Annotated in this window: 23 protein-coding genes; 3 read left to right on the top strand and 20 right to left on the bottom strand. The window is 54.4% G+C overall.

Annotation, left to right across the window (positions count from 1 at the left end):
* Positions 1–216 precede the first annotated feature (216 nt).
* The 3 genes from nrdI to nrdF all read left to right on the top strand — a co-directional run bounded on the left by nrdI (position 217) and on the right by nrdF (position 3,682).
* The gene (nrdI, locus tag NYE48_RS00885; RefSeq protein ID WP_036711033.1) at positions 217–576 is read left to right on the top strand and encodes a class Ib ribonucleoside-diphosphate reductase assembly flavoprotein NrdI; all 360 of its coding nucleotides are present in this window, start codon (positions 217–219) and stop codon (positions 574–576) included.
* Complete coding sequence (nrdE, locus tag NYE48_RS00880; protein ID WP_212950631.1) at positions 563–2,647, top strand: class 1b ribonucleoside-diphosphate reductase subunit alpha; 2,085 nt, start codon at positions 563–565, stop codon at positions 2,645–2,647. Before nrdI ends, nrdE begins: the two co-directional genes overlap by 14 nt.
* Before the next feature lie 78 nt (positions 2,648–2,725).
* Positions 2,726–3,682, top strand: coding sequence for a class 1b ribonucleoside-diphosphate reductase subunit beta (gene nrdF / locus NYE48_RS00875; protein WP_036711027.1), 957 nt, complete (start codon positions 2,726–2,728; stop codon positions 3,680–3,682).
* A gap of 86 nt (positions 3,683–3,768) precedes the next feature.
* Here the strand turns inward: nrdF and NYE48_RS00870 are convergent, their stop codons facing one another.
* The 20 genes from NYE48_RS00870 to hisA form a co-directional block, all read right to left on the bottom strand.
* The gene (locus tag NYE48_RS00870) at positions 3,769–4,875 is read right to left on the bottom strand and encodes a PdaC/SigV domain-containing protein (RefSeq protein ID WP_340996273.1); all 1,107 of its coding nucleotides are present in this window, start codon (positions 4,873–4,875) and stop codon (positions 3,769–3,771) included.
* A 200-nt stretch (positions 4,876–5,075) separates the two neighbouring features.
* Positions 5,076–6,263, bottom strand: coding sequence for a DUF2087 domain-containing protein (locus NYE48_RS00865; protein WP_340996272.1), 1,188 nt, complete (start codon positions 6,261–6,263; stop codon positions 5,076–5,078).
* A gap of 151 nt (positions 6,264–6,414) precedes the next feature.
* Positions 6,415–7,401, bottom strand: a complete 987-nt coding sequence (locus tag NYE48_RS00860) for a polyamine ABC transporter substrate-binding protein (RefSeq protein ID WP_081992445.1) — start codon at positions 7,399–7,401, stop codon at positions 6,415–6,417.
* Positions 7,402–7,541: 140 nt separating this feature from the next.
* On the bottom strand, positions 7,542–8,348 hold the full coding sequence (locus NYE48_RS00855) for an ABC transporter permease (RefSeq protein WP_036711019.1): 807 nt from the start codon (positions 8,346–8,348) through the stop codon (positions 7,542–7,544).
* Positions 8,345–9,196: an ABC transporter permease gene (locus NYE48_RS00850; RefSeq protein ID WP_036711016.1), complete on the bottom strand. Its 852-nt coding sequence runs from the start codon at positions 9,194–9,196 to the stop codon at positions 8,345–8,347. Before NYE48_RS00850 ends, NYE48_RS00855 begins: the two co-directional genes overlap by 4 nt.
* The gene (locus NYE48_RS00845) at positions 9,193–10,161 is read right to left on the bottom strand and encodes an ABC transporter ATP-binding protein (RefSeq protein WP_340996271.1); all 969 of its coding nucleotides are present in this window, start codon (positions 10,159–10,161) and stop codon (positions 9,193–9,195) included. Before NYE48_RS00845 ends, NYE48_RS00850 begins: the two co-directional genes overlap by 4 nt.
* 350 nt (positions 10,162–10,511) lie before the next feature.
* On the bottom strand, positions 10,512–11,264 hold the full coding sequence (locus NYE48_RS00840; protein ID WP_340996269.1) for an SIMPL domain-containing protein: 753 nt from the start codon (positions 11,262–11,264) through the stop codon (positions 10,512–10,514).
* Positions 11,265–11,450: 186 nt separating this feature from the next.
* Positions 11,451–12,965, bottom strand: a complete 1,515-nt coding sequence (locus NYE48_RS00835; protein WP_340996267.1) for a methyl-accepting chemotaxis protein — start codon at positions 12,963–12,965, stop codon at positions 11,451–11,453.
* 230 nt (positions 12,966–13,195) lie between these two features.
* On the bottom strand, positions 13,196–13,465 hold the full coding sequence (locus tag NYE48_RS00830; protein WP_036711002.1) for an HPr family phosphocarrier protein: 270 nt from the start codon (positions 13,463–13,465) through the stop codon (positions 13,196–13,198).
* Between the two features lie 96 nt (positions 13,466–13,561).
* A complete protein-coding gene (whiA, locus tag NYE48_RS00825) occupies positions 13,562–14,491 on the bottom strand; it encodes a DNA-binding protein WhiA (RefSeq protein ID WP_036710998.1) in 930 nt (309 codons plus the stop codon).
* A gap of 5 nt (positions 14,492–14,496) precedes the next feature.
* Positions 14,497–15,483, bottom strand: a complete 987-nt coding sequence (locus NYE48_RS00820) for a gluconeogenesis factor YvcK family protein (protein WP_036710995.1) — start codon at positions 15,481–15,483, stop codon at positions 14,497–14,499.
* 14 nt (positions 15,484–15,497) lie between these two features.
* Positions 15,498–16,397, bottom strand: coding sequence for an RNase adapter RapZ (gene rapZ / locus NYE48_RS00815; RefSeq protein ID WP_340996261.1), 900 nt, complete (start codon positions 16,395–16,397; stop codon positions 15,498–15,500).
* Positions 16,398–16,510: 113 nt separating this feature from the next.
* A complete protein-coding gene (locus NYE48_RS00810) occupies positions 16,511–17,461 on the bottom strand; it encodes an ROK family glucokinase (protein ID WP_340996259.1) in 951 nt (316 codons plus the stop codon).
* A 434-nt stretch (positions 17,462–17,895) separates the two neighbouring features.
* On the bottom strand, positions 17,896–18,843 hold the full coding sequence (trxB, locus tag NYE48_RS00805; protein WP_340996257.1) for a thioredoxin-disulfide reductase: 948 nt from the start codon (positions 18,841–18,843) through the stop codon (positions 17,896–17,898).
* A 73-nt stretch (positions 18,844–18,916) separates the two neighbouring features.
* On the bottom strand, positions 18,917–20,668 hold the full coding sequence (locus NYE48_RS00800) for a tetratricopeptide repeat protein (protein ID WP_340996255.1): 1,752 nt from the start codon (positions 20,666–20,668) through the stop codon (positions 18,917–18,919).
* 201 nt (positions 20,669–20,869) lie between these two features.
* Complete coding sequence (locus NYE48_RS00795) at positions 20,870–21,817, bottom strand: ribose-phosphate diphosphokinase (RefSeq protein ID WP_340996252.1); 948 nt, start codon at positions 21,815–21,817, stop codon at positions 20,870–20,872.
* 21 nt (positions 21,818–21,838) lie between these two features.
* Complete coding sequence (hisJ, locus tag NYE48_RS00790) at positions 21,839–22,663, bottom strand: histidinol-phosphatase HisJ (protein ID WP_036715353.1); 825 nt, start codon at positions 22,661–22,663, stop codon at positions 21,839–21,841.
* Between the two features lie 17 nt (positions 22,664–22,680).
* The gene (gene hisIE, locus NYE48_RS00785; RefSeq protein WP_036715354.1) at positions 22,681–23,379 is read right to left on the bottom strand and encodes a bifunctional phosphoribosyl-AMP cyclohydrolase/phosphoribosyl-ATP diphosphatase HisIE; all 699 of its coding nucleotides are present in this window, start codon (positions 23,377–23,379) and stop codon (positions 22,681–22,683) included.
* The gene (gene hisF, locus NYE48_RS00780; RefSeq protein ID WP_340996247.1) at positions 23,376–24,134 is read right to left on the bottom strand and encodes an imidazole glycerol phosphate synthase subunit HisF; all 759 of its coding nucleotides are present in this window, start codon (positions 24,132–24,134) and stop codon (positions 23,376–23,378) included. Before hisF ends, hisIE begins: the two co-directional genes overlap by 4 nt.
* A 77-nt stretch (positions 24,135–24,211) precedes the next feature.
* Positions 24,212–24,940 (bottom strand): 1-(5-phosphoribosyl)-5-[(5-phosphoribosylamino)methylideneamino]imidazole-4-carboxamide isomerase, encoded by a 729-nt coding sequence (hisA, locus tag NYE48_RS00775; RefSeq protein ID WP_052147432.1) that lies wholly within the window; start codon positions 24,938–24,940, stop codon positions 24,212–24,214.
* Between the last annotated feature and the right edge of the window lie 27 nt (positions 24,941–24,967).

Raw genomic sequence — 24,967 nt, 5'->3', positions numbered from 1 at the left:
TTTGCCGCGCCCTGCCGCCGATTCTACCTGTTCTAGCGCAACCGCTCTCATAGGGAATTCGTCATTTGTCCATTGACGAACCCAATATATTGATGTAAAATTCAATTTACCAACTACATATTGATCCCAAACATCATATATAACCTATTACGACTTGCATTCGCCTAAGGACGCAGCGTCGTTTTTTTTGCAAAGATTCGGTAGGAGTGATAGAGTATGCTGGTTGTCTACGATTCCAAGACAGGGAATGTCAGACGTTTCATAAACAAGCTGAATATGCGGAGCGTGTCCATCGCCGAGAAGGATGAAATCGACGAGCCTTACGTGCTCGTGACATACACGACCGGTTTCGGGCAGGTCCCCGAGAAAGTAAAATCGTTCCTGTCCCGCAACAGCAAAATGCTGCGCGGCGTATCGGCCAGCGGGAACCGGAACTGGGGCCCCCGCTTCGCCAAAAGCGCGGACACGATCTCCGAAATGTACGATGTGCCGATCCTCACGAAATTCGAGCTGTCGGGAACAACGCAGGATATAGAAACTTTTGTTGAAAGGGTGCGGACTATTGAAGCATATTGAATTGAACAACGAATTGATGCAGCGGGGGGCTGACGGTTATTTCCAGCTTTCCAAAGATAAAGAAGCGGTCGCAGCCTTTATGGAGGAAGTCGAGAAGGACACGATGAAGTTCGGTTCCCTCCGGGAAAAACTCGACTACCTGATCCAAAACGACTACTACGAAAACGTGTTTGAAAAATACACGTACGAGGAAGTCGAATCCGTGTTTAACCTGACGGCAAGAAGCGACTTCCAGTTCCAGTCCTACATGGCGATCTCGAAGTTCTACAAGGACTACGCGATGAAGACGAACGACAAAACGATGTACCTCGAGCAGTATCCGGACCGGGTGGCCATCGTAGCCCTGCATCTGGGAGACGGGGACATCGGGAAGGCGTTGCGGATCGCGGAAGCCATGATCGACCAGCGCTTGCAGCCGGCGACGCCGACCTTCCTGAACGCGGGCAAAAGCCGCCGCGGCGAGCTGGTATCCTGTTTCCTTCTGGAAATGGACGACTCCCTCAACTCGATCAACTACGTGCTCGGAACCTGCATGCAGCTGTCCAAAATCGGCGGCGGCGTGGCGGTGAACCTCTCGAAGCTTCGCGGACGCGGAGAACCGATCAAAGGGGTAGCCGGAGCGGCTAAAGGCATCATGCCCGTGCTCAAACTCATGGAGGATGCCTTTTCTTATGCCGACCAGATGGGCCAACGCAAAGGATCGGGCGCCGGATACTACAACATTTTCGGCTGGGACGTCATCGAATTCCTGGATTCGAAAAAAATCAACGCCGACGAAAAACTGAGAATCAAAACGTTGTCCATCGGACTCATCATTCCGAACAAATTTTATGAGCTTGCCGCTCAAAACAAGCCGCTCGTCGTATTCGGCCCATATTCCGTCTACAAAGCCTACGGCAAACATTTGGACGACCTGGACATGGACGAGATGTACGAGGAGCTGCTTGCCAACGACCAAGTCACCAAAAAAACGGTGATGAGCGCGCGCGACATGCTGACGAAAATCGCTTCCACCCAGCTGGAATCCGGTTATCCTTACATCGTGAACAAAACGAACGCCAACCGCGTGCATGCGCTGAAGGATATCGGCCAGATCAAAATGTCCAACCTGTGCACCGAGATCTTCCAGCTGCAGGAGACGTCGGAAATCAACGACTACGGCATCGAGGACATCATCCGCCGCGACATCAGCTGCAACCTGGCGTCCCTGAACATCGTCAACGTGATGGAACAACGCAAGGTGAAGGATTCCGTCCATGTCGGCATCGAAGCCTTGACGGTGGTCAGCGACCTGTCCAAGATCGAAAACGCCCCAGGCGTGCAGCGCGCGAACCGCGAACTGCATTCCGTCGGACTCGGGGCCATGAATTTGAACGGTTACCTTGCGAAAAACAAAATCGCCTACGAAAGCGCGGAAGCCAGAGAGTTCGCCAGCACGTTCTTCATGATGATGAACTTCTACTCCATCGAAAAAAGCATGGAGATCGCCCGCGACCGCGGCGAGACATTCAAAGATTTCGAAAAATCCGAATACGCCAAAGGCACTTACTTCGACAAGTATCTCGAGACGGACTTCCGTCCGACGTCCGAACGCGTTCAGAAGCTGTTTGAAGGCATCGAAATCCCAACTCCGGAGGATTGGGCCCGCCTGAAGGAGCAAGTGCAAAAACACGGCTTGTACCATGCCTACCGTTTGGCGATCGCGCCGACGCAAAGCATTTCGTACATCCAAAACGCCACGTCCAGCGTCATGCCGATCGTCGAACACATCGAAACGCGTACATACGCAAATTCGACGACCTACTATCCGATGCCGTTCCTGAGCGCGGAGACGCAGTGGTACTACAAATCGGCCTACAACATCGACCAGTTCCGCCTGATCGACATGATCGCCGCGATTCAGCAGCACGTGGATCAAGGCATTTCGACCGTACTTCATGTCAACAGCACCGTGTCGACCCGCGAGCTGTCCCGTTTTTACGTATACGCCGCCCAGAAGGGGCTCAAATCGCTGTATTACACCCGGACGAAAAAGCTGTCCATTGAAGAGTGCACCAGCTGCGCTGTCTAAAAAATTGATCATACGGCAAGGCAATCGCGGGGACCTCGGGTCCCTCGTTGCCTTCTTATATAAAGGAGCTATCGCCTAATGAAAGCAGTAAACTGGAACCGGCCGGACGACGATTTTACGTTGATGTTCTGGCAGCAAAACATTATGCAGTTCTGGACCGACGACGAAATCCCCCTGTCCGACGACAAAATGGACTGGATCAAAATGACGGACGACGAGCGTACGGTCTACAAGCATGTCCTCGGCGGCTTGACGCTGCTTGACACGCTGCAGGGCGGCGTAGGCATGCCTAAGATCCTGGAGCATGTGGAAGGGCTGCAGCGCAAGGCTGTGCTCGGCTTCATGTCCATGATGGAGCAGATCCATGCCAAATCCTACAGCAGCATTTTCACGACGCTTGCCTCGACGGAGGAAATCGACGCGATTTTCCGCTGGGTCGAAGAAAACGAGCAGCTGCAGTTCAAAGCGAAGCAAATCGAGTCCTGGTACAAAAACATCAACTCCGATCAGGACCTGTACCGGGCCATGGCCGCTTCGGTTTTCCTGGAAAGCTACCTGTTCTACAGCGGCTTCTTCTATCCGCTTTATCTCGCCGGCCAGGGCAAAATGACGAGCAGCGGCGAAATCATCGACCTCATCATCCGGGACGAGAGCATACACGGCCTGTACGTCGGCCTGCTCGCCCAAGAGCTGTTCCAGACGTTTACCCCTGAGGAACAGGCTCAGCTGCAAAAAGAGCTGTATGAGCTGCTGGAGACGCTGTATCAGAACGAGGTCGTCTACACCGATGCATTGTACGCTCCGATCGGTTTGCAGGAGGAAGTCAAAACCTACGTCCGCTATAACGCCAACAAAGCGCTGATGAACCTCGGCTTCGAGCCTCATTTCCCTGAAGAGCCGATCAACCCGATCGTGTTCAACGGCATCAGCACGCATACGAAGCAGCACGACTTTTTCTCGAAAAAAGGCAACGGCTATGTGCGCGCGATCAACATCGAACCGCTGTCCGACGAGGACTTCGTATTTGACGTATAAAATGCCCGGCGGGAATGCGCTAGGGATCATAACAATAAAAAAACAGGCGGCATAGGGAGTCATCCCTTGCCGCCTGTTTTCATTTGTTATTTAAACGCCGCGAACGGGTCGGTTCCTTTCGGAAGCAGCTCGCCGAAGCTGAAGGCATACGTCGGAAAACCTGCCGCGTAAGGCGCGATTTCGTACTGCTGGTAGAAGATTGCGAATCCTCCTTCTTTCAGATAGAAATCGGGTTGGTCCTTCAGGCCGGCGGTAACGTCGCTAAATGCCGTGTCCTTCGTTTTTTGCTTCAGCATGCGATCGAGTTTTTGCTTGTAATCCGGCGCAGCCTTCAGCAGATCGTCCAATCCGAGCTGTTTGCCGTCCTTCAGGGAGAAGGTCAGGCCTTCGCGGAACGTGCCGCCGTGCGCGCCGCCCGTGTAGCCGTATTGGTCCGTGACGATGCTCAGCACGCCCTCGCGGTTAAACGTCACCGCAAAGTTTTGCACGAAGTCGTACGTGTGCTCGATCTTGCCGTCCCGATGGCTTGCCTGCTCCTCGCTGCTTTTCGCGAATTGCTCCGCTTTTTCCTTCAATACGGCATTGATCTTCTGCTCCACGTCCTCGCCAAGCCCGCTCACTTTCGGATAATGGATGACGATGCTCGCGTTTTTGTTGGTTTTCGTGATCGTTTCGCTCGTGATGCCGATTTTGTTCATCGTCTGCTTGCCGAGTTCCAATGACTTCAGGGAAGGATTCCACGTCCCCTTGATGCCCATATAATCGCCCAGAAGCTTGAAAGGCACGTACAAGTGGCCGTTCAGGTTCTTTGCTTCATACTGGTCGCTGCCGCTGTTATCGTAAATGGAGTACCCGTTCAGATTGGTGCCGACGCCGTAATCGGATACCTCCAGATTCAGCTTCATGATGCCGCTGCCGACGCTGTACGTTTTCGTTCCCGGATTATAATGAAGCGGCAGGCCCAATGCGTCGCGAAGCACCGTGATCGGAATCATCGTGTTGCCGTTGACGATTTTCCCCTGCTGCGTCAGCGTTTTGCCGTTAGCCTTCAGCGTTACCGCAGGCTGGACGTTTTGCTTGGCTGCCGTTTTGCCTGCAGGAGCCGCCTGCACGTTTCCTCCCGTTACGCTTGCTCCGCCAAACAGCACGCCGGCGGCCAGCACGGCCGCTCCCCACTTCATTCCTTTGTTCATCCTTAAAATCCCCTCTCTCCAAACATTGCCGCATATGCTAGTCATATGAACGATTACTTTCATTACCCATGGAACGATTATATAAAACTTGCCATGGCAATAGATGACAAACCCGGTTACAGTATTGTCGTTAACCAAGGGAAAAAGTATAAATTTGTTCATTTCTCCGGCTTTGTTCGGGAGCCGCGCTCTGCCGATGGTTATTTGGCCCGGGGGCGACGGTTATAGCCCTTCTCGTCGTAAGGCTGAAGTTTTTCCAGCCACGCTTTCTCCATCTGGGCCACCTTTTCCTTGTATACCCGCTGCTGCTCGAGATCGTTGGGCGACTGCGGGTCAGGGCGCAGCTCCTCCAAAATTTCAAAGGCAAAGGCATCCTCGCCAAGCTCTTTCCAATCCTTTTGCAATTCGGGACTGACGTGGTAGTTCGAAGCCAGCTTCGCCTTCTGGCCGTTTATCGCGCCGGGCATGTTGGTGCTGCTGGTCACGTAGATTTTGCCGCTTTGCTTGTTGCGGATTTGAAACACCCCCATCGGACGCGGCGTGTTCATATATTCGTTGACCAATTCTTTTCTGCGTTGTTGGTCCTTCATGTTTTTCTTCCCCTTTCCTTGGTTTTCAGGCTGTTTGGCCCAATATTGGCTTCCGTCCGGCTTGCGGTCCAAAAAACCGTATTCGATTAAAAATCTGCGCAGCGTGACGTAATCCTCGAAACGGGCTTCCAGGATCTGATTTACCTCATGCTCCGTGTAGGTATGCCCTGCCTCGAAATCGCCGGCAATGTGGCGCAGCACGGCCAGCCTGCGTTTCTCCTGCTTCGGAAAAGAAGTTAGCGGGCCTTCCGGCCCGGCCGTAAAATATTTGCTTACGATCTTCTCCCGTTCGTCTTCGGATATGCCCGGCGCTCCCGGCAGCTTGGACTGGGATGGCTTGGTTGGGACGGAAGCCGTCCGGCCGGCATTTTTCCCGCCTTCCTCCATCAGCTCCATGACCGCCAGAAACAATTTGGCCTGCTTCATTTTCTCGCGCAGCATAAAACGGTGGTTGCGGATCGTGGAAGTGCTCCCTCCGTCCAACTCGGCAATGATGTCGTGATCTGTGAGCCCCTGATGGAAATAACCAATCAGCTTGCGCTGCAAATCGGTCAGTCCCGTCATTTTTTTATCCAGGCTAAGCAAGTAATCGAGCATGGAATGATGTTGTTGCTGAATGTGGCGGCGCATCGATTTTTCCGCTTCGTAAAACACGCCCGCTTCCTGATAGACGATCCCCTTTTCCGTTTGGTATCCGCAGACAAGGCATGTGTACGTATCCAGCAGGGAATCCTCTTTGTACCCCCTCTTCAAATCATGAATATCCGCATTCAGCAATTCATCCGAAACGCTTTCCACCAATAAACAACCTCCTGAATTATTTATTATATATTAGACATTTTATATTATTGTCTATGTTTTATCAAATTTCTTTTTGTTTCAGCGCGCAAAAAGCCCCTTTCCTGATGGAAAGGGGCCTTGTTTCATATGCTTTAATCACGATTGACGGTTATTCCCGCCCGCTTTTCAGTTCGGTCCAGTAACGGTCGTAGACCTGAAGGGTCTCGCCGACGTCGCCGAGCCATTCGGTGCGTTTCAGTTCTTCTTCGGACAGGTTGATCATATGGTTGTTGCGGTATTCTTCACTGTGATAAGGCATCGCCTTGGCGTTCGGATCGCTGTAGCCGATGGACTCGTAGTTTTTCGCGCTGACCTGCGGATCCAGCATGTAGTTGATGAATTTTTCGGCCAGCTCCTTGTTTTTCGCGCCTTTCGGAATCGCGTAGTTATCGGAGAAAATCGTCGATCCTTCCTTCGGAACCACGTATTCGATATCCGGATTATCCTTGACGATGAAAGCGGCGTCGCCGGACCATACCGTGCCGATCCAGCCTTCCTCTTGAATCATCTTTTGCTTGATCGTGTCCGTATCAAAGGCCAGGACGCTCGGCACCAGCTTTTTCAGATCGTCAACGGCGGCTTTGATTTCGCCTTCGTTGGTCGTGCTGTTCGAATGCCCCTGCTTTTTCAGCGCCATGCCGATGACCTCGCGGTTATCGTCCAGCAGCAGCACTTTCCCTTTGTAGGCAGGGTTCCACAGGTCTTCCCAGCTGTCGATTTTGTCCTTCACGTATTTTTTGTTATACGCGATCCCGGTCACGCCGGACATGTAGACGATCGAATATTTGTTGCCCGGATCAAACGCCGGATTTTTCAGCGACTCCTGAATGTTGGCGAAGTTCGGGATGTTCTTCATGTCGAGCGGCTCGAGCAGCTGGTTTTTGATCATCGTGGCCACCATGTAATCGGATGGTTGGATCAGATCATAGCCGCCTCCGCCTGCTTTGATTTTGGCCAGCAGGTCCTCATTGTTTGCATAGGTGTCGTACGTAATATCGACGTTGTACTTGTTTTCGAAGTCCTTCAGCACGTCCTCGTCGAAATTGTCCGCCCAACTGTAAATATGAAGCGACTCCTTGGAGGAACAGCCCCCCATAGCGGTCAATGACAATGCGGCAATAGCCCCTGCCAGCAGCAAGCCGGCGATACCCTTTCTTTTCACAGTTACATATCTCCTCTCTTTCCGTTACTCCGTTTTTTAATTGGAAATGATGCGGTTCCCCGCCAGGATCGTTGTTAAATCGGAAGCATTTTGTGTTTTTTCTGCCCTTTGCCGCGGTTCAAAATAAACTGCGCAAGCAGGATCAGCACGACGCTCACCAAAATCAGCAGCGTACACAGCGCGTTGATCTCGGGCGAGATGCCCCGCTTGACCTGTCCGTAAATATAAATCGGCAGCGTGGTCGAGCTTGGGCCTGCGACGAAAAAGCTGACCATAAAATCGTCGAGGGACATCGTGAAGGCGATCAGCGCCCCGGAGACGATGCCCGGCATAATTTGCGGCAGCGTTACGTACCGGAACGTCTGCCAGCCGGTGGCGCCGAGATCGGAGGCGGCTTCCTCAAGCTGACGGCCCATGCCCGCAAGCCGCGCGGTGACGACCACGTACACGTAGGACATGCTGAACGTAATGTGGGCAATAATGACCGTCGCTTTGCCAAGCGGGATATGCATTTGGCTGAACAGCACCAGCAGCGACAAGCCCATAATGATGTCCGGGATCACGACCGGCAGGTACATCAGGCTGTTCATGCCGCCTTTCCACCGTTTGCCCACGTTCCGGAGCGACAAGGCCGCCAGCGTCCCCAGCAGCGTGGCCACGACCGTGGAAACGACCGCAACCGTCAAGCTGTTCGTGAGCGCCTCCATGACATGCCGGTTATCCAGCAGCGAGGCGTACCATTCAAAGGTAAATCCCTTCCAGTCTCCGCTTAACCTCGTATTGTTAAACGAGTACACGATGATAAGCAAAATCGGCACATAGATAAAAATCATCAGCAGCAGCGAATGAAGCCCCAAGAGGGGATGGCTTTTCTTTTTCATGCGGTCCCCTCCTTTGCACGGTCGGCCTTCGACTGCATGGCCCGGTTAAACAACAGGATCAAAATCAGCGACGTGACCACGAAAATAATGGACAGGGCCGAACCGAACGGCCAGTTGCGCGCCCCCAAATACTGCGACTGGATGATGTTGCTGATCATCATCGATTTCGCGCCTCCCAGAATGTCCGTGACGACGAACATCCCCGACGTGGACACGAATACGAGTACGCAGCCCGTCATGATGCCGGATTTGCTCTGGGGCAGCGTAATGTGGCGGAACGCTTTCCAGCGCGTCGCCCCAAGATCGCTGGCCGCATCCAGCAGCCGCTTGTCCATCTGCTCCAGCGCCACGTAAATCGGCAGCACCATAAACGGTATGAAGTTGTATACCATGCCGAGCAGCACCGCCCCCTTGGTATACAGCATCTGCATCGGCTCGTGGATCCAGCCGAAATGCAGCAGGACCGAATTCACGATGCCCTGCGTCCGCAGCAGCAGCACCCAGGCATACGTACGGATCAGGAAATTGATCCAGAACGGAATCGTGATGAGGATCAGTCCCCAGGTTTGGATTCTAGGCGTTGCATTCGCAATGTAATAAGCCAGCGGGTAGCTGACGAGCAAGCAAACGACCGTCGTTACGACGGACAACACGAGCGTATCCCAATAGATCCCGAGATACAGCGAATCAAAAAAAGTCTTGTATCCCGTCAAGCTGAAGGGAAAGACAACATTGCCCAGCGTGTCGCGGCTTAGAAAAGAAACGACCACCACGATGAGCATCGGAATCAGCAGAAACAATGCCGCCCAAAGCAGTACGGGTACCATCAAAAACTTCGATTTGTTCATGCCCCGATAACCACCTCGTCCTTCGGACTCCAGTTCACCCCGATCCGCTCGCCGATTTGCCATGGTCTTTCGTCCGTGAAATCCAGGGCGATCGTCACCGACATCGGTTCTTGGTCGAGATGGACCGTCAGCTTATGCACGTTGCCGAGGTACAACACGTCCTGAATGACCCCCGTCACGCGGGCGCCTTCCGTCTCGCGCACCGGACGAAGTTTCTCCGGCCGGACGGCAAAAAGCCCTTCGCTCGAAGAAAAAATGTTGTTTTCCCCTACAAAGGTCGCGGCGAACAAGGTTTTAGGCGTAGCGTAAATCTCCCTCGGCGTCCCCACCTGCTCGACCCGGCCGCCGTTCATGATGACGATCCGGTCGGACAGCATCATCGCCTCTTCCTGGTCATGCGTGACATAAACGAACGTAATGCCCAGCGAGCGCTGCAAATGTTTCAGCTCGGACTGCAGGTTTTTGCGCAGCTGCAAATCCAGCGCGCCAAGCGGCTCGTCGAGCAGCAGCACCTTCGGCTTGTTGGCGATGGCGCGGGCGATGGCGACGCGCTGCTGCTGTCCGCCGGAGAGCTGGTGCGGATAACGCGAGGTCAGCGCCGTCAGCTGCGTCATCGCGACCGCTTCTTCGATCCGTTTCTTCTGCTCGTCCTTCGGAATTTTTTTCATTTTCAGCCCGAAGGCGATATTTTCTTCGACCGTCATGTGCGGAAACAGCGCGTAGTGCTGGAATACGAGATTCAAATCCCGCTGGTTCGGCGGCAGTTTCGTGACATTCTGACCTGCCAATACGACGTCGCCATGGGTCGGTTGCTCAAAACCGGCAATCATGCGAAGTATCGTCGTCTTGCCGCAGCCGCTGGGACCGAGCAGAGTCAGGAACTCTCCCTCCTCGATGTTCAGCGACAGCGGATGCACGACGATTTGTCCGTCAAAATGCTTATCAACCTGGACAAGATCAATCAAGGTGCATAACCCCCTATCGGTGCTTCAGGATTCCTGGAATCCGGCTTTTTATGAAAAATATCATGGAAATCAAAACATGCTAAGAAAAAAAAGCCATATCCATGGGTATGGCTTACCAGGCTCAAACGATTCAATATTCGAAAGTTTCGCCGGTGATTCCGGCAATCCTCTTGCAAATTACAGAAATTCGCATATTCACTATACCGTTTTTTCCCCTTGGGTACAACACTTTTCTATAGGATTCGACAGGAAAAAGCTACATATGTACATTTCACGAAAAAACCGCCCTTTCCCGGCGAGCAGATGTATGCTCTCCGAAAACAGGGCGGTCGGTCTCCGCATGTTCGCGGTTACTTCAATTCATATTGCACGCTGAGCTGCGTCGAAACTTTCACTTCGCCTGGGGAAACGGCCGTGGAGTTCCCGGAATCGGCTGCGGTAGCGACGGACATTTTCGCTTCGTTAAAGATAACCGGATTGCTGACATCCCCTTGGCTGACGACAAGCACCATGCCGAGCTGGCGTTTGGCCGCCTTGGCAATCGCCCCGGCCTTCAGGTCGGCGTTGGCCATCGCTTTTTGAATGACTTGCTCTTCATACTGGTCGCGGTTTTCCACGGAGAATATCACATTGTCGATGTTATTCGCTCCGGCTTCGGAAGCTTCGTCCAGAAGTTTGCCTACTTTGGAGAGATCGCGGTAGGAAACTTGAAGCGTGTGATGCGCCGTGTATCCCTTGACCTTTTGGCCTTCCTTGTCATTGTAAGTGTAGTTCGGCTGCACGTAGAAAGATACGCTTTGAATGTCCTTGTCCTCGATTTTCCACGTGTTTTTCAACAAATTGGTGATTTTCTGGATTTTTTCGGCATTGGCCTTTTGCGCGCTTTGGGCCGTTTCCGCCTGGGTATCCACACCGATCGACAAATACGCGATGTCCGGTTTGACCGAAATTTCGCCTTTGCCGACAACGTTAACGACGTTGCGCTGCACATCCTGATCCGCGTACGCGGTGGACGTCCCTGCGATGCCGGCCGCTCCGGCTCCCCCCATCAGCAAAGCGCCTGCAATCAGTACCGAACCTACGGGCTTGATCCATGTTTTCATTTTCATTGACCTCCTCATGATATCGAACAGTATTCCCAGGCGGACGCCTTCTTTTCGCGTTCACCTGATTTGTCTACTAGACGAGCGAGAGGATGGAAAATGTTGCAGGTACGAATCTTTTTTTATCATAGATTTTTGCGGATTTTTTGCACGGGTTCTGCACGGAAATTCGTGGCCCCATCGGCTTCAGACCAATTCCTGCAGGCTTCCCTGCGCTTTTTTGATGCTTTGCAGGCTGTTTTCGTTGTTGCTCAGCAGGGATTGGAGCGTTGCGGTCAGCTGCTGCATGGCTGCGGAGGTCTGCTCGTTCACGGACGCCAGATGCGTCGTCGATTCGTCGATCGAACCCGAGAATACGGCGATTTCCCGGATGTTTCCGCGGTAGCCGTTCGATACGTTCAGAAGCGCCGCCACCGACTGCTCGATGGACCTGAAGGCTTCCAGCGTCTCCTCCGTCAGCACGCTGCTTTTTTGCATCCGTTCCGCAACCTGCCCCATGCGCTGAATCGTTTCGTTCATCAGGCTGGAGAAGCCGCCCATCTCCGATTGGATTTTCTCCGCCGAGCCCGATGCCACTTCGGCCAGCTTGCGGATTTCCTTGGCAACCACGGCAAAACCCGCCCCGTGTTCGCCCGCTCTCGCCGCTTCAATGCTGGCATTCAAAGATAACAGATTCGTTTGGTTCGCGATTTCCTGGATGGTGTGGCTGAATTCCGACGTCCGCTGCACCCGCTCGGTCAAACTTTGGATGTCGGCCGACATGGCATCGATCTGCTCTTTGAAGTCCAGGATCGCTTCGTTAAGCAGCTCGACCTTGTCTTTGCCCGACTCGGACAACCGGTTCGTTTCCCCCGTTTGCTCAAGCAGCGTTTCGGCGGATGCGGTCATCTGTTTGACCATCATGTTCATCTGTTTGACCGATTCATTGATTGCATAAGTCGAATCTACCTGCGCCGTGGCGCCGCTCGAAATTTCCTGGAACGCGACGTTCATTTCCTCGAAGGACGCCATATTGTCTTCGACGCCGTGCGTGATGTCGGCCATGCTGGCGGTGACCAGCGTTACATGCTCCACCAAGCGCTCCTTCTGCTCCTGCTGTTCGGCCAGCAGACGTTCGCTTTGCTCGCGCGCTTCCTTCGTCTTTTTCATCAGCGTATTGGTAAGCCGCAGCAACAGAATGACCATGATCGATACAATGGCCATCATCAAAATCGCGGACTGCCTGTCCCGGGCCGGCATGACGATGCCGGTATCGGCGGTCACCAGATAAATCGTAATCAATAACGAATACAGGAGAGCGATCGAAGTGACGGCAAGGCGAAGCGTGATCAGCGCAAGAACGATCAAGTAATAAACCGCGAACAGAGTGGCGATCGTAGGCAGCACGAACGTTTGAATGGCAACGTTCACGGCCATGCCGAACACGCTGAGGTACGCAATATGCCGGATATGTTGTTTCCGAAAATGAAAATAAGCGAAAGCGGCGACCGACAACAGGTTGATCAAAAGACCCAGATTGGGCCAGCTGAAGACGCGGGCCGCATCCATCGTCGTAAACGCAAAAAATGCCGAGATTGCCGCGGCAACCAGCAGAATCTTGTTTCTGTCATGAATGTCCTTTTCCTCGTACGATAAGGCCTTGCGGGCGTCCGCGCCTTCCCCTGAGGCGGCAAAACCCTGTTGATTTCTCCATTTCCCCATACCTTTGGTGACTCCTTTATCTATTGTTATTTGCAAAAAAGAGCGCTGCGCCATGGAACATGCAGCTATAGTATGATATCGGTTATCATGTCACTTTTTGTAAGAGATAATAGAAAAATACGGATGCCCGTAAAACGCAAAACAGCCTTCTCTTCAAGATGAAGAAAGGGCTGTGCTTTTCTTGGACATGACCGCAAAGCGGTTCATCCCCATCGTATGAATGAAACGGTTTATTGGTTTTCGAGTTCTTCTTTGCCTACAAGGCTTACTAAAGCGTTTACAGCCTGATCTGCGTCCGCACCTTCGGCGCTGATGATAATTTCCGTACCCGAACTGATTGCAAGGCTCATAATTCCCATGATACTCTTGGCATTCACTTTTTTATCATCTTTTTCCACGAAAATTTCGGACGAGTATTTATTCGCTTCTTGGACGAACAACGCTGCCGGTCTTGCATGTAGGCCCGTTTTCAGGCGGACGACTACCGGATGCTTTGTCATGGAAACCTTACCCCCTATTTAAGAAATCTGCATAGTTCTCATACCATATTTGGTAACATTATAACATTATAACATGAACGACACTAGAAGAAAAAACTAGCCGTTCCGAATCTTCTCGGCCATCTCGTCGATCTTGCGCAGCCGGTGGTTGACCCCGGATTTGCTGACCGTTCCTTTCAGAAGCTCGCCGACTTCCTTCAGGTTCATGTCCGGATGCGCCAGGCGGATTTCGGCAACCTCCCGCAGTTTGTCGGGCAGGTTTTCAAGGCCCACTTCTTTCTGCAAAAGCTTGATGTTGTCGATTTGCCGGACGGCGGCACCGATCGTTTTGTTCAGGTTGGCCGTTTCGCAGTTGACGATCCGGTTTACCGAATTGCGCATGTCCCGCATGATGCGGACATCCTCGAATTTGAACAGCGCTTGATGCGCCCCGATCAGGCTCAAAAACTCGATGATTTTCTCGCCTTCCTTAATGTAAAGGACAAATCCCTTCTTGCGCTCGATAAAACGGGCATTCAGCTGAAACTCATTCGCCAGGTCCACCAAAGCCTTGCAGTGCTCTTCGTACATGGAGGAGATCTCCAAATGGTAGGAGGAGCCCTCCGGATTGTTCACCGAGCCGCCGGCCATGAATGCTCCGCGCAAATAGGCGCGTTTGCAGCAGTTCTTTTTGACCAGATCCGGATGAATGTCTGCACGGAACAAAAAGCCTTCCGAAACAATTCTCAGCTCTTTCAGTATTTCCTGAACGCGGGCCGGAATACGGACAATGTACACATTATTTTTCTTCAGGCGCATTTTTTTGCGGACAAGCAGTTCGGTATGGGCCTGAAAATGCTTTTTGATCAGCGTATAGATCCGTCTGGCGATCGCTGCGTTTTCCGTCGAGATATCTAAAATGACCTTCTTGTTCGAAAGCTGGACGGCCCCGTTCATGCGGATCAGTGCCGACAACTCGGCCTGTTCGCAGCAGGCGTCTGCTTCGATCATGGTCAATTCTTTTTTCGTCAGCGCCGCAAACGACACGGGTCTCACCTCTTTCGTAAAATCCAGTCCTGTACAAGCTGGTATATATGCTGGCTCAGCTTGTCGGCGTCATGCCGAAGATACGTCCGGAAAAGCACCAGCGTATCGGCAATGACCTTGTACCCGAGGCTTGTGACCTCGTCGTAGTCCAGTTCGACCGGCTTTGCGCCTTTTTCGGCGTATTTATGCTGAACCTGGGGAGGGATGTCCCCGCTATTTACAATAACATAATCAAACAAGTGTTTGCCAACATGGTCGTGAATCGCCTGAAGATGGTCGCTGACGGTGTACCCGTCCGTTTCTCCCGGCTGGGTCATCACGTTGCACACGAAAATTTTGATGGCTTCCGATGCCATGACCGCTTCCGCAAGCTTCGGAACCAGAAGATTCGGCAGAATGCTGGTATACAGGCTGCCCGGACCGATCAGAATCGCGTCCGCCTCTTCGATGGCCGCTACGGCCTCCGGCAGCGGTTCAACCTCCGAAGGCGTCAGGAACACCCGTTTGATCCGTCCGCCCGCTTCCGGGATCTTCGATTCGCCGGTCACGATCGTGCCGTCCTCCATCTCCGCCGACAGCACCACCGCCTCGTCGGCTGCGGGCAGCACGCGCCCCCGCACCGCGAATACGCGGCTCAGTTCCCGCACTGCCGTGACAAAGTCCCCGCTGATGTCCGTCATTGCGGCCAGGATCAGGTTGCCGAGGCTGTGTCCGGCAAGTCCGGAGCCGCTGCTGAAGCGGTATCTCATCATTTCGGACATGAGCGGCTCGACATCGGCCAGCGCCGTCAGGACGTTGCGGATATCGCCGGGAGGCGGCATTTGCAGCTCGCTGCGGAGAATGCCCGAACTCCCCCCGTCGTCCGCCACCGTGACGATCGCCGTGATGTCAAGCGGCATTTCCTTTAAGCCCCGCAGCATCACGGACAGGCCGGTGCCTCCGCCCATGACCACGATCCGCGGACGCTCTCTTTTTTGTACAGCCACTCTCATCACTTCCACTCTCATTAATGCCGATCACGTTCAGAATCGCGGTGACTGACCGAAACCGACTCCGTTTCGCTGGCGCCCAGCATTTTGCCCAAATATTCGGCGATCGCCACCGACCGGTGTTTCCCGCCGGTGCATCCGATGCCGATAATGACCTGGCTTTTGCCTTCCTTCCGGTACTGCGGGATCAAAAAGTGGAGCATATCCAGCAGCTTGGTCAGGAACGCTTGGGTTTCGGGCCATTTCATCACATAATCGTAGACCTCGGTGTCCTGCCCGGTCCGCGGCCGGAGATTCTCCACATAGTGGGGATTAGGCAGGAAACGGACGTCAAACACCAAATCGGCATCAATCGGAATGCCGTATTTGAAGCCGAACGAGGTGATATTGACCGATAGCGTGTTGCCTTCCAAATGGGAAAAGCGCGAAATGATTTTCTCCTTCAGCTGCGCCGGTTTCATGCTGCTCGTGTCGAGCACGACGGTCGCGGAGCTTTTAAGCTCCTCCAGCATTTTGCGCTCCAGGCGGATCCCGTCGAGCGGCATGCCTTCCGGAGCCAGCGGATGCCGCCGCCGGGTTTCCTTATAGCGCTGCACCAGCACCGAATCCGTCGCCTCGAGAAACAGGATTTCGCAACGGATCGTAAAATGGTCCTTGATATAGTCCAAAGATTCGGATAATGCCGTAAAAAACTCGCGTCCGCGCAGGTCGATGACCAGCGCCACCTTTGCGATTTTGCCTTTCGACTGTTCGATCAGCTCGGCAAATTTCGGGATCAGCACGGGAGGCAGATTATCGACGCAGAAAAAACCGAGATCCTCCATGCTGCGTACCGCCAGCGTCTTTCCGGCACCCGACATGCCTGTAATAATGACCAGGGTGGCCATGCCAGGCGCGTTGTTTTCACCCTCGAGCATCAGCGTTTCCTCCCTTGGTTTGGTACTTGCACAGGCAACCTCGACGATAAGGTTCTGCCCCGGGTCCATTACCCTTCATGCATTCGCCCCCTTACGGGGACAAACGGAGATCCTTACGAACGGAGCAGCAATCCGGCGGCCCCTACGACGCCCGCGTCGTTTCCAAGCTGCGCAGGAATGATGGAAACGCCCTTCTGCAGCGGTTCCGGCGTCAGTTTGGCGAATACGTCGCGCACTTCGTTAAACAAAATGTCGCCGGCCTTGGATACGCCGCCGCCGATGATGAACACTTCCGGATTGAGCGCCGCGGCAACGGCCGCCATCGATTTGCCCAAGTAGAAGGCCGCGCGCTTGACGATGCGAAGCGCTACCTCGTCCCCGGCTTTGGCCGCATCGAATACTTCCTTCGCCGCGATCTTCGTCTCCAGCGCCAGGGACGTTCTGTCGCCGCGTTCAACGGCGTCCTTGGCCATGCGGATAATGCCCGTTGCCGAAGACACGGTCTCGAGGCATCCCATCTTGCCGCAGCCGCATTGAATGGCTTCCAGGTCCGGAACGACCGAAATATGGCCAAGCTCGCCGGCAAGGCCCGAGAAGCCCTGATAAATTTTGCCGTTAATAATGATGCCGCCGCCTACGCCTGTTCCGAGCGTGTAGCATACGCAGTTGTCGACTCCGCGTCCCGCGCCGCTCCACGCTTCCCCAAGCGCGGCCACGTTTGCGTCGTTGTCTATTTTAATAGGCTTGCCGATTTTTTCCTCCAGGATGGCACGAATCGGCACATCGCGGAAACCTACGTTTGGTGCAAAGATGATGATCCCTTCACGGACATTGGTAAAGCCGGCAACCCCCGCGCCCACACCCGCAAGCTGGTCCCAGCTGTATGGGGACTGTTCAACAATATGACGCACATATTTCTCGATATTACCGATGACAACATCTACGCCTTTTTCCGTTTCTGTAGGCCCTTCATACGTTTGTATTAGCTGTCCTGATTGATTGCAGATGCCGACCTTAATGGCGGTTCCTCCTAAATCGACACCAACGTAGATTTGCTCAGACATGTTACAAGCCACCTTTTTTCCTTGAATAATAGTTTGCTCCTACTGTACCCACTATAATTGAAGCCTACCTATCGGTCAAGAGATGTGAGAACTGTCACAAACTGCCCGGAGAGCCCGTTTTTCGGGCTATACCGGCATTTCGGAAGCGGTACGTGCGCCCCATGTTTCCTTCCTTTGCATGACAACTGTCACCTGCTTTTCGTGACAGCATACACGGGCGGGCCCGACTCTGTGCCGGTTGAAATGGAAGATATCGGAATATTATGCAATTATATTTCGGAAATCCTGAACAAGCTGGATGCCAAAAAACCGGATCGAAGCGATCTGTTTGGCGGAAGGAAACGGCTGGATTTAACGGACAAGCAAAAAAACAAGGGGTATCCCTTGAACCCTGTCAAGGTTCAAAGGATACCCCTTTATTTATCAATCGCAAGTTACAGCGTGCCGCTCCAGTCGTGAACCATGCTGCCTTCGAGGAACTTCTCGCAGTCCATCGCCGCCATGCAGCCGGTTCCCGCCGCTGAAATCGCCTGGCGGTAACGCACGTCCTGCACGTCGCCGCAGGCAAACACGCCCGGAACGTTCGTTTCCGTCGTTCCCGGTTTGACGAGGATATATCCGATCTCGTCCGTCTCGATCTGATTCTCCAGGAACTTCGTGTTCGGCGTATGCCCGATCGCGATGAAAATGCCGTCCGCTTCAATCAGCTCTTCCTGCTGGCTTTCGTTGTTAAAGACCTTGAGGCCCTTTACGCCGTTATCGCCCGCAACGATCTCCTTCGGTACCCGGTTGAGCGCCCACTGGATTTTTTCGTTGGCGCGGGCGCGGTCCTGCATGATTTTCGATGCGCGCAGCTCTTCCCTGCGGTGCACCAGCGTGACGCTGGAACCGAAACGGGTCAGGAAATTCGCTTCCTCCATCGCCGAATCGCCGCCGCCGACCACGACGATTTTTTTGCCGCGGAAGAAAAATCCGTCACAGGTCGCGCACGTGCTGACGCCGCGTCCGACGTTTTCCTGTTCCCCGGGGATGCCCAGGTATTTGGCCGAAGCGCCCGTGGAAATAATGACCGTTTCGCTTTCCACTTCGCCCATGCCCTCGACGGACAGCTTGAACGGCCGCTTCGAGAAATCCACCTTGTTGACCCAGCCGGTCTTAAACTCGGCACCGAACCGCTCGGCTTGCTTACGCATGTTGTCCATCAGCTCCGGACCCATGATTCCGTCGGGAAATCCGGGGAAGTTTTCCACCTCGGTCGTCGTCGTGAGCTGCCCGCCAGGCTGCATGCCTTCGATGACAAGCGGCTTCATGTTGGCGCGGGCCAAATAAATCGCTGCCGTAAGTCCGGCAGGACCGGTTCCGATGATGATTGATTTGTACATTCCGTTAGCCTCCTTTAGAGCGAATCATCGTTTCAAGATCATCTCGCGATTGTTTCCAAACCTGCTGCATGGTCTATATATTTTCTGTAAAAGGACGGAAAATATCATCCTTTTCATCCTTCGGCGAGCAGACGCTGTCAATGCGTTTCGCGTACCGGCTGACCGTGGAGACGGACACGCCGTACCGCTGCGCCACTTCCTGATACGTCAGCGAGCTGCCGCGCTGTTTGGCGGTCAAATACTCCAGCGCCGCTGACCATCCTTCCGTATGGCGGATCAGCGGCTTTTCCGGGTATAGCTTGCCCAAAAACTGGAACCACAGGTTTTGCAAATGCCGCCTCTTCTCGCGGTCGGCCCCCTCGTCCATACGAAGCCAAGCTTGATCGACGACCGCCTGCAGGGTATCCCCGGCGGGGTCGTACTCATAAGAAGCCTCCGTCTCGGCGACGTGCATTTCAGAAGCCGCACCCGCCTCCAGAACAGCCTGCACGGAGCCTTCAAGCCCCATTCCGTTCAAGACGCGCAGGGCTTCCTTCTTGAGCTCCGACGTTTCGTCAGGGTCGTTCAAAAAGGCCTTCAACGTCTCTCGGACCTCGTCGTCCGCGATCCATCCCAGCGCGCGGATTACCTGCAGCTTCGTCCCTTTATCGCCGTACCGGAGCGCCCAGAAAAACGAGGAGCGGATGAGCGGATTGCTTTTGACCTCCTCGCACAGCTCGCTTTCATTTTGTTCCCACCGTTTCAGCTGTTCTTCGAACGGCAAGTGGTAATGGTAGCTGAGCTCGAACCGCTGCCCGCCGTTCAGATCCAGCTTCTCCAGCTGATCCAGGTAAAAGCGGGGGATATCGGATAGGGGATCGAGCTTTTGCGCTTTCAGCCAATACTGGCGCGCTTCCCGGTACCTTCCGCTGTTAAAAGCGGCGACCGCGGTGTAATGGTAAAGGCTCGGGTCCCCGCCCAGCTCTTCTTCCTTCAACAGCCGGCGGAAATGGCCGTACGCTGCCGCATGTCTTCCCAGGATTCCCATGGTGGTCGCCAGTTTAAACACATGCTCCTGATGATACGGAACCATCACCGACAGCATTTCGAGCAGAGGGTTCAAGGATGTAGTATCCCCTTCATGCTGGTAAAATATTGCCAGGTTGCACAAACCGTGAATATTGCCCTGCTCCTGCTCCAGCACTTCGAATATGGTCGCTTTGGCTTTGCGGAATAAGCCCATGTAGTAATAGGCCAACGCCAAATTGTTGCGCGCGGCCAGGAATTCCGGCTGCTCCCGCACGATCCTCTCCAGCACCTCGGCTGCCTGGGCGAACTTTCCCTCTTCCATCAGCGCCCGCGCCTCTTCGTGTTCGGCCACGCCTTCGCGGCTGCGGATGCGGGCCGGCTTCACCGGACGCCCCAGCTCGTATTGGAAAAGCTCCATCATTTCTTCGGCTTCTTCCAAAAACTGACCGGCCGGATCTTCCTCCAGATATTGAAGCAGCACCCGTTCGGCCTCTTCAAATTGCTCCAGATTGGCATAGTTGTTGGCCATATAAAAATAACATTCCGTCATGGAAGCGTCGACATGCTCCAAAATATCGGAAAGGACGGCGTTTGAACCTTCAAAATCGCCCATCTCTGATAATATACCCGCTACATTGCAATGATTCACCGGATTTTCCGGCTCATATTCAACGGCTTTGCGAAAATATTTCAATGCCTTCTCGTAATGAAGGCGGTCCAGCGACCGGACAGCGCGCTCAAAAAAGAAGTTGGCATCCATATGAATGGGTATGACTTTATGTTGTAGGTCCTCAGCCCGTAGATGATGATCCTCCATGTAAGCAAGGCACCTCCCTTAAGTTGCATATAACCGTTTACCCGCGCAAAATGCTAGATTCATCTATCCAGAACAGTATACCATAACTTTAAAGCCGCAAGCGAAGGCAATATCTATTAAAACCAAAATGTACATTTACCCAAAATCCCTGGTTTTAGCATCGGAAAACAAGCGGCAATAAGGCAAAAAAAGACGCCGGAGTTAGACTCCAGCGTCTCTGAACAGGTTGGCAAGCGATCCGCCTTCCAGGATGATCCGTACGGCCGTCGAAAGGATCGGCGCAACGGACAATACCTTCAGCCAATCGGGCGGATGGCCCTGTATCGCTATGGAATTGGTGACGACCACGTTCCGGATATGGGGATGCTCCAGGCGCTTCAGCCCATCGGCGGAAAACAGCCCGTGCGTGGCGCAAACGATGGCCGGGGACGCTCCGCGTTCCTTCAGGCTTTCGACGACATTGACGATTGTGTTTCCCGTATCGATGATGTCCTCGATGATGATCGGGGTCCGTCCCTCCACATCGCCGATCACGTGGGTAACGACCGATTCGTTATGCGCGGGCCGTTTTTTGAACATGATGGCGAACGGGGAATCGAGATGGTTCGCCAGCTTTTCCGCCGTTTTAGCCCGCCCGGCATCCGGCGAAACAATGACGGGATTCGGCAGGTTGAGCGCTTTCAAATATTCGCTGATCAGGTCGAGCGCAGTCAGATGGTCCACGGGGATATTAAAAAATCCCTGGATTGCCGGCGCGTGCAGGTCGATCGTAATGACGCGGCTGGCCCCGGCGGTCGTGAGCACGTCCGCCACCATTTTGGCGGAAATCGGTTCGCGGGGCGCCGCTTTCCGTTCCTGCCGGGCATATCCGTAATAAGGCATAACGATGTTGATCGTGCGTGCCGAAGCTCGTTTCGCCGCATCGATCATCACCAGGAGCTCCACGAACAGCTCGTTGATCGGATGCGAAAGCGACTGCACGATAAACACGTCGCAGTTGCGGATGCTCTCCTCGTAATTGACGTAAATCTCGCCGCTTTTAAAGCGCGATAACGTAACGCTGCCCAGTTCTGCCCCAAGCATCTCGCAGATGCTTTCCGCCAACAACGGATTCGACGATCCGGAAAAAATACGCACCCTGTGCTGCATTTGCTCCTCCTGATACCGTAGTTAGATTTCCAATGGAATCATCGTTCTCTGCCGCTTCTCGAACACCGCCAGCCGGCGGAAGCCCGCTTGATGAAGCGCCAGCCTTGCGCGGTCCAAATTCTCCCCGAGCTTCATCGGATCATGGGCGTCGGAGCCGAGCGTCATCGGAATGCCCAGCCGGCAAGCTTCCCGCAGCATTCTGTCGGACGGAAACATGTCGGCGCAAGGCTTGGAGAGCCCCGAAGCGTTCAGTTCCATCGCAACGCCGCTTTCGGCTACGGCGGCAAGGGCCGCGTTTTCCAGCGCCTCGACTTCCGCAGCCGCTTCCGGGCCCGGATGTAAGCCGAACCGTTTGATGACGTCCAAATGGCCCATGATATCGTAGAAGCCGGTCGCCGCCGCCTTCCGCACCGCTTCGTAATAGGTACGGTAAACTTCGAGCCTGTCGCGGCCTTCCCAGCCTTGGATCTGCCGGGGGTCGGTAATGTCCCACTCTCCGAGGAAATGGACCGAGCCGATGACGTAATCCCAAGGATAAGCCTTCACGATCTTCTCGATCGCTTCCTCCCAGCCTTCGATATAATCGCCTTCCAAACCGACGCGTATATCGATCTGTCCTTTATACTTCTCCTTCAGGCTCAGGCATTCCTCCACGTAACGCGGAAGTTCTTCCATCGGCATGGCCATTTCCGGATAATACCGGGCAGGGTCGACGTGAAGCAGCGGCATATGGTCCGACAGCCCGATATGGCTCAGTCCGATCTCGATGCCGCGGCGCACGTACTCCTCCAGCTCCCCGACCGCATGGCCGCAGCGGGCGTGATGCGTATGATAATCGATCAACATGACTAAAAGGCCCCCTTCTAATCCCTGCGCGGACGTTCGTGGCGGCGTTCCAGCTCGGCCATAATATCGTCAAGCGGCAGCTTTCGCTCCTGGAGCAGCACGAGCAAATGGTAGATCAAATCGCTGACCTCCAGGCGCAGCTCGGCGTTATCCTTGTTTTTGGCGGCGATGATCGTTTCCGCCGTCTCCTCGCCCACCTTCTTCAGGATTTTATCGACGCCTTTGTCAAAGAGATATGTCGTATAGGCGCCTTCCGGGCGCTCCTTTTCCCGCTCGGCGATGATTTGCTCCAGCTCCTCCAGAACCGAAAAACGATGTCTGCCGGAAGCCGCACCGGCTCCGGGCTCCGCCGCAGCAAGCGCAGGGGACGCAAACCCGCGGTAGAAGCAGGTCGTCTCGCCGGTATGGCAAGCAGGCCCCGCCGGGTTCACGAGGAACAAGAGGGTGTCGCCGTCGCAATCGTAATGCGCGGAGACGATTTTTTGCGTATGGCCCGAGCTTCCGCCCTTATGCCACAGTTCCCCGCGCGACCGGCTCCAAAACCAGGTTTCGCCGGTTTCCATCGAACGCTTCAACGACTCCCGGTTCATGTAAGCCATCATCAGCACGTTTTTGCTGTCGGCATCCTGAACGATGGCCGGGACGAGCCCGTCCTTATCAAATTTGATCTGCTCCTGCACAAGCTCCCAGGACTGCTCTTGCGGTTCGCTTTTCATCTGATTTCAACCCCTTTTTGTTTCAAATCCAGCTTGAGTTCCGGTATCGAAATTTCTTTATAGTGAAAAATGGTCGCTGCAAGCCCGGCGTCCGCTTTTCCTTTCGTAAACACGTCGACGAAGTCGTCCTTCGTGCCCGCTCCGCCCGAAGCGATGACGGGAATCCGGATCGCGTCGGCGACGGCGGCCGTCAAAGGAAGGTCGAAGCCGTCCTTCGTGCCGTCGGCATCCATGCTGGTCAGCAAAATTTCGCCCGCGCCCAGCTTCTCCGCCTGTTTCACCCACTCCACGGCCCGAATTCCCGAAGCCTTGCGGCCGCCGTGCGTATACACTTCCCATTCGCCCCAGGCCCCGTTGAATTTGGCATCCACGGCCACGACGATGCACTGCGAGCCGAAACGCCGCGCCCCGTCCGCGATCAGCTGCGGATTCGTCACCGCCGCCGTGTTGATGCCGATTTTGTCGGCGCCGGCGCGAAGGATCCGGGTCATGTCGTCGACCTTGGAGATGCCCCCGCCGACCGTAAACGGAATGGCGATTTCGCCGGCCGTTTGCCGAACGACCTCCACCATCGTTTGCCTTCCTTCCACGGAAGCCGATATGTCCAGGAATACGAGCTCGTCGGCTCCTTCGCGGTCATATAATGCCGCAAGCTCGACCGGATCGCCCGCATCGCGCAGATTTTCGAAGTTGACCCCTTTAACCACCCGTCCGTCTTTCACGTCCAGGCATGGAATGATGCGTTTTGCCAGCATGGATTTTCTCCCCCTCTCATCGTGTCGCGAACGTCAAAGGCAACCTCCTCTAACGCCAAGAGACCTATGTCCGCTGCTTATTTTAAGGCCTTTACCGCTTCCGCAAGGTTGATGCTGCCCGTATACAAGGCCTTGCCGACGATCGCGCCGCCGACGCCCTCCCGGCTATATTCGTTCAGCCGTACGAGGTCGTCAAGCACGCTGACGCCGCCGGAGGCGATGACCGTACGCCCGCTGCTTTTGGCTAACGATACGATCGCGTCCACGTTCGGCCCCTGCATCATGCCGTCGCGGGAAATGTCCGTGAAAATGAACGTTTCCGCGCCTTTGGCCGCCAGCTCCTTGGCAAGCTCCTCCGCTTTTACCTCCGAGGTCTCAAGCCAGCCGCGGGTCGCCACGTAACCGTTCCTCGCATCGATGCCGATCGCCACTTTGTCGCCGTAGGTGCCGAGCACTTCTTCCGTAAACGCCCGGTCTTCGATGGCCGCCGTACCGATAATGACGCGGCTGACGCCAAGGGAAAGCAGGCGTTTCACGTCGCCGACCGTCCGAAGGCCGCCTCCGACTTGAACGGGCACGCCTACGCCCGCCGCAATCGCGCCGATGACCTCGTCATTGACCGGATGTCCGGCTTTCGCCCCGTCCAGGTCCACCAGATGAATATAAGAACCGCCTTGCGCTTCCCAAGCTTTGGCTGCAGCCAGCGGGCTTTCGTTATAAACCGTTTCCTGATTGTAATCCCCTTGTACCAAGCGGACGCACTTGCCTCCGCGGATATCAATGGCCGGATAAATGATGAATGACATCGAGATTCTCCCCGCTTTCCCTTTTTC

This window comes from Paenibacillus sp. FSL M7-1455 (assembly GCF_038004655.1).
GTDB classification, from domain to species: Bacteria; Bacillota; Bacilli; order Paenibacillales; family Paenibacillaceae; genus Paenibacillus_AQ; species Paenibacillus_AQ cookii.
The sequence above is the reverse complement of the archived record's forward strand: the minus strand, read 5'-3'. Positions and strand labels throughout refer to the sequence as shown.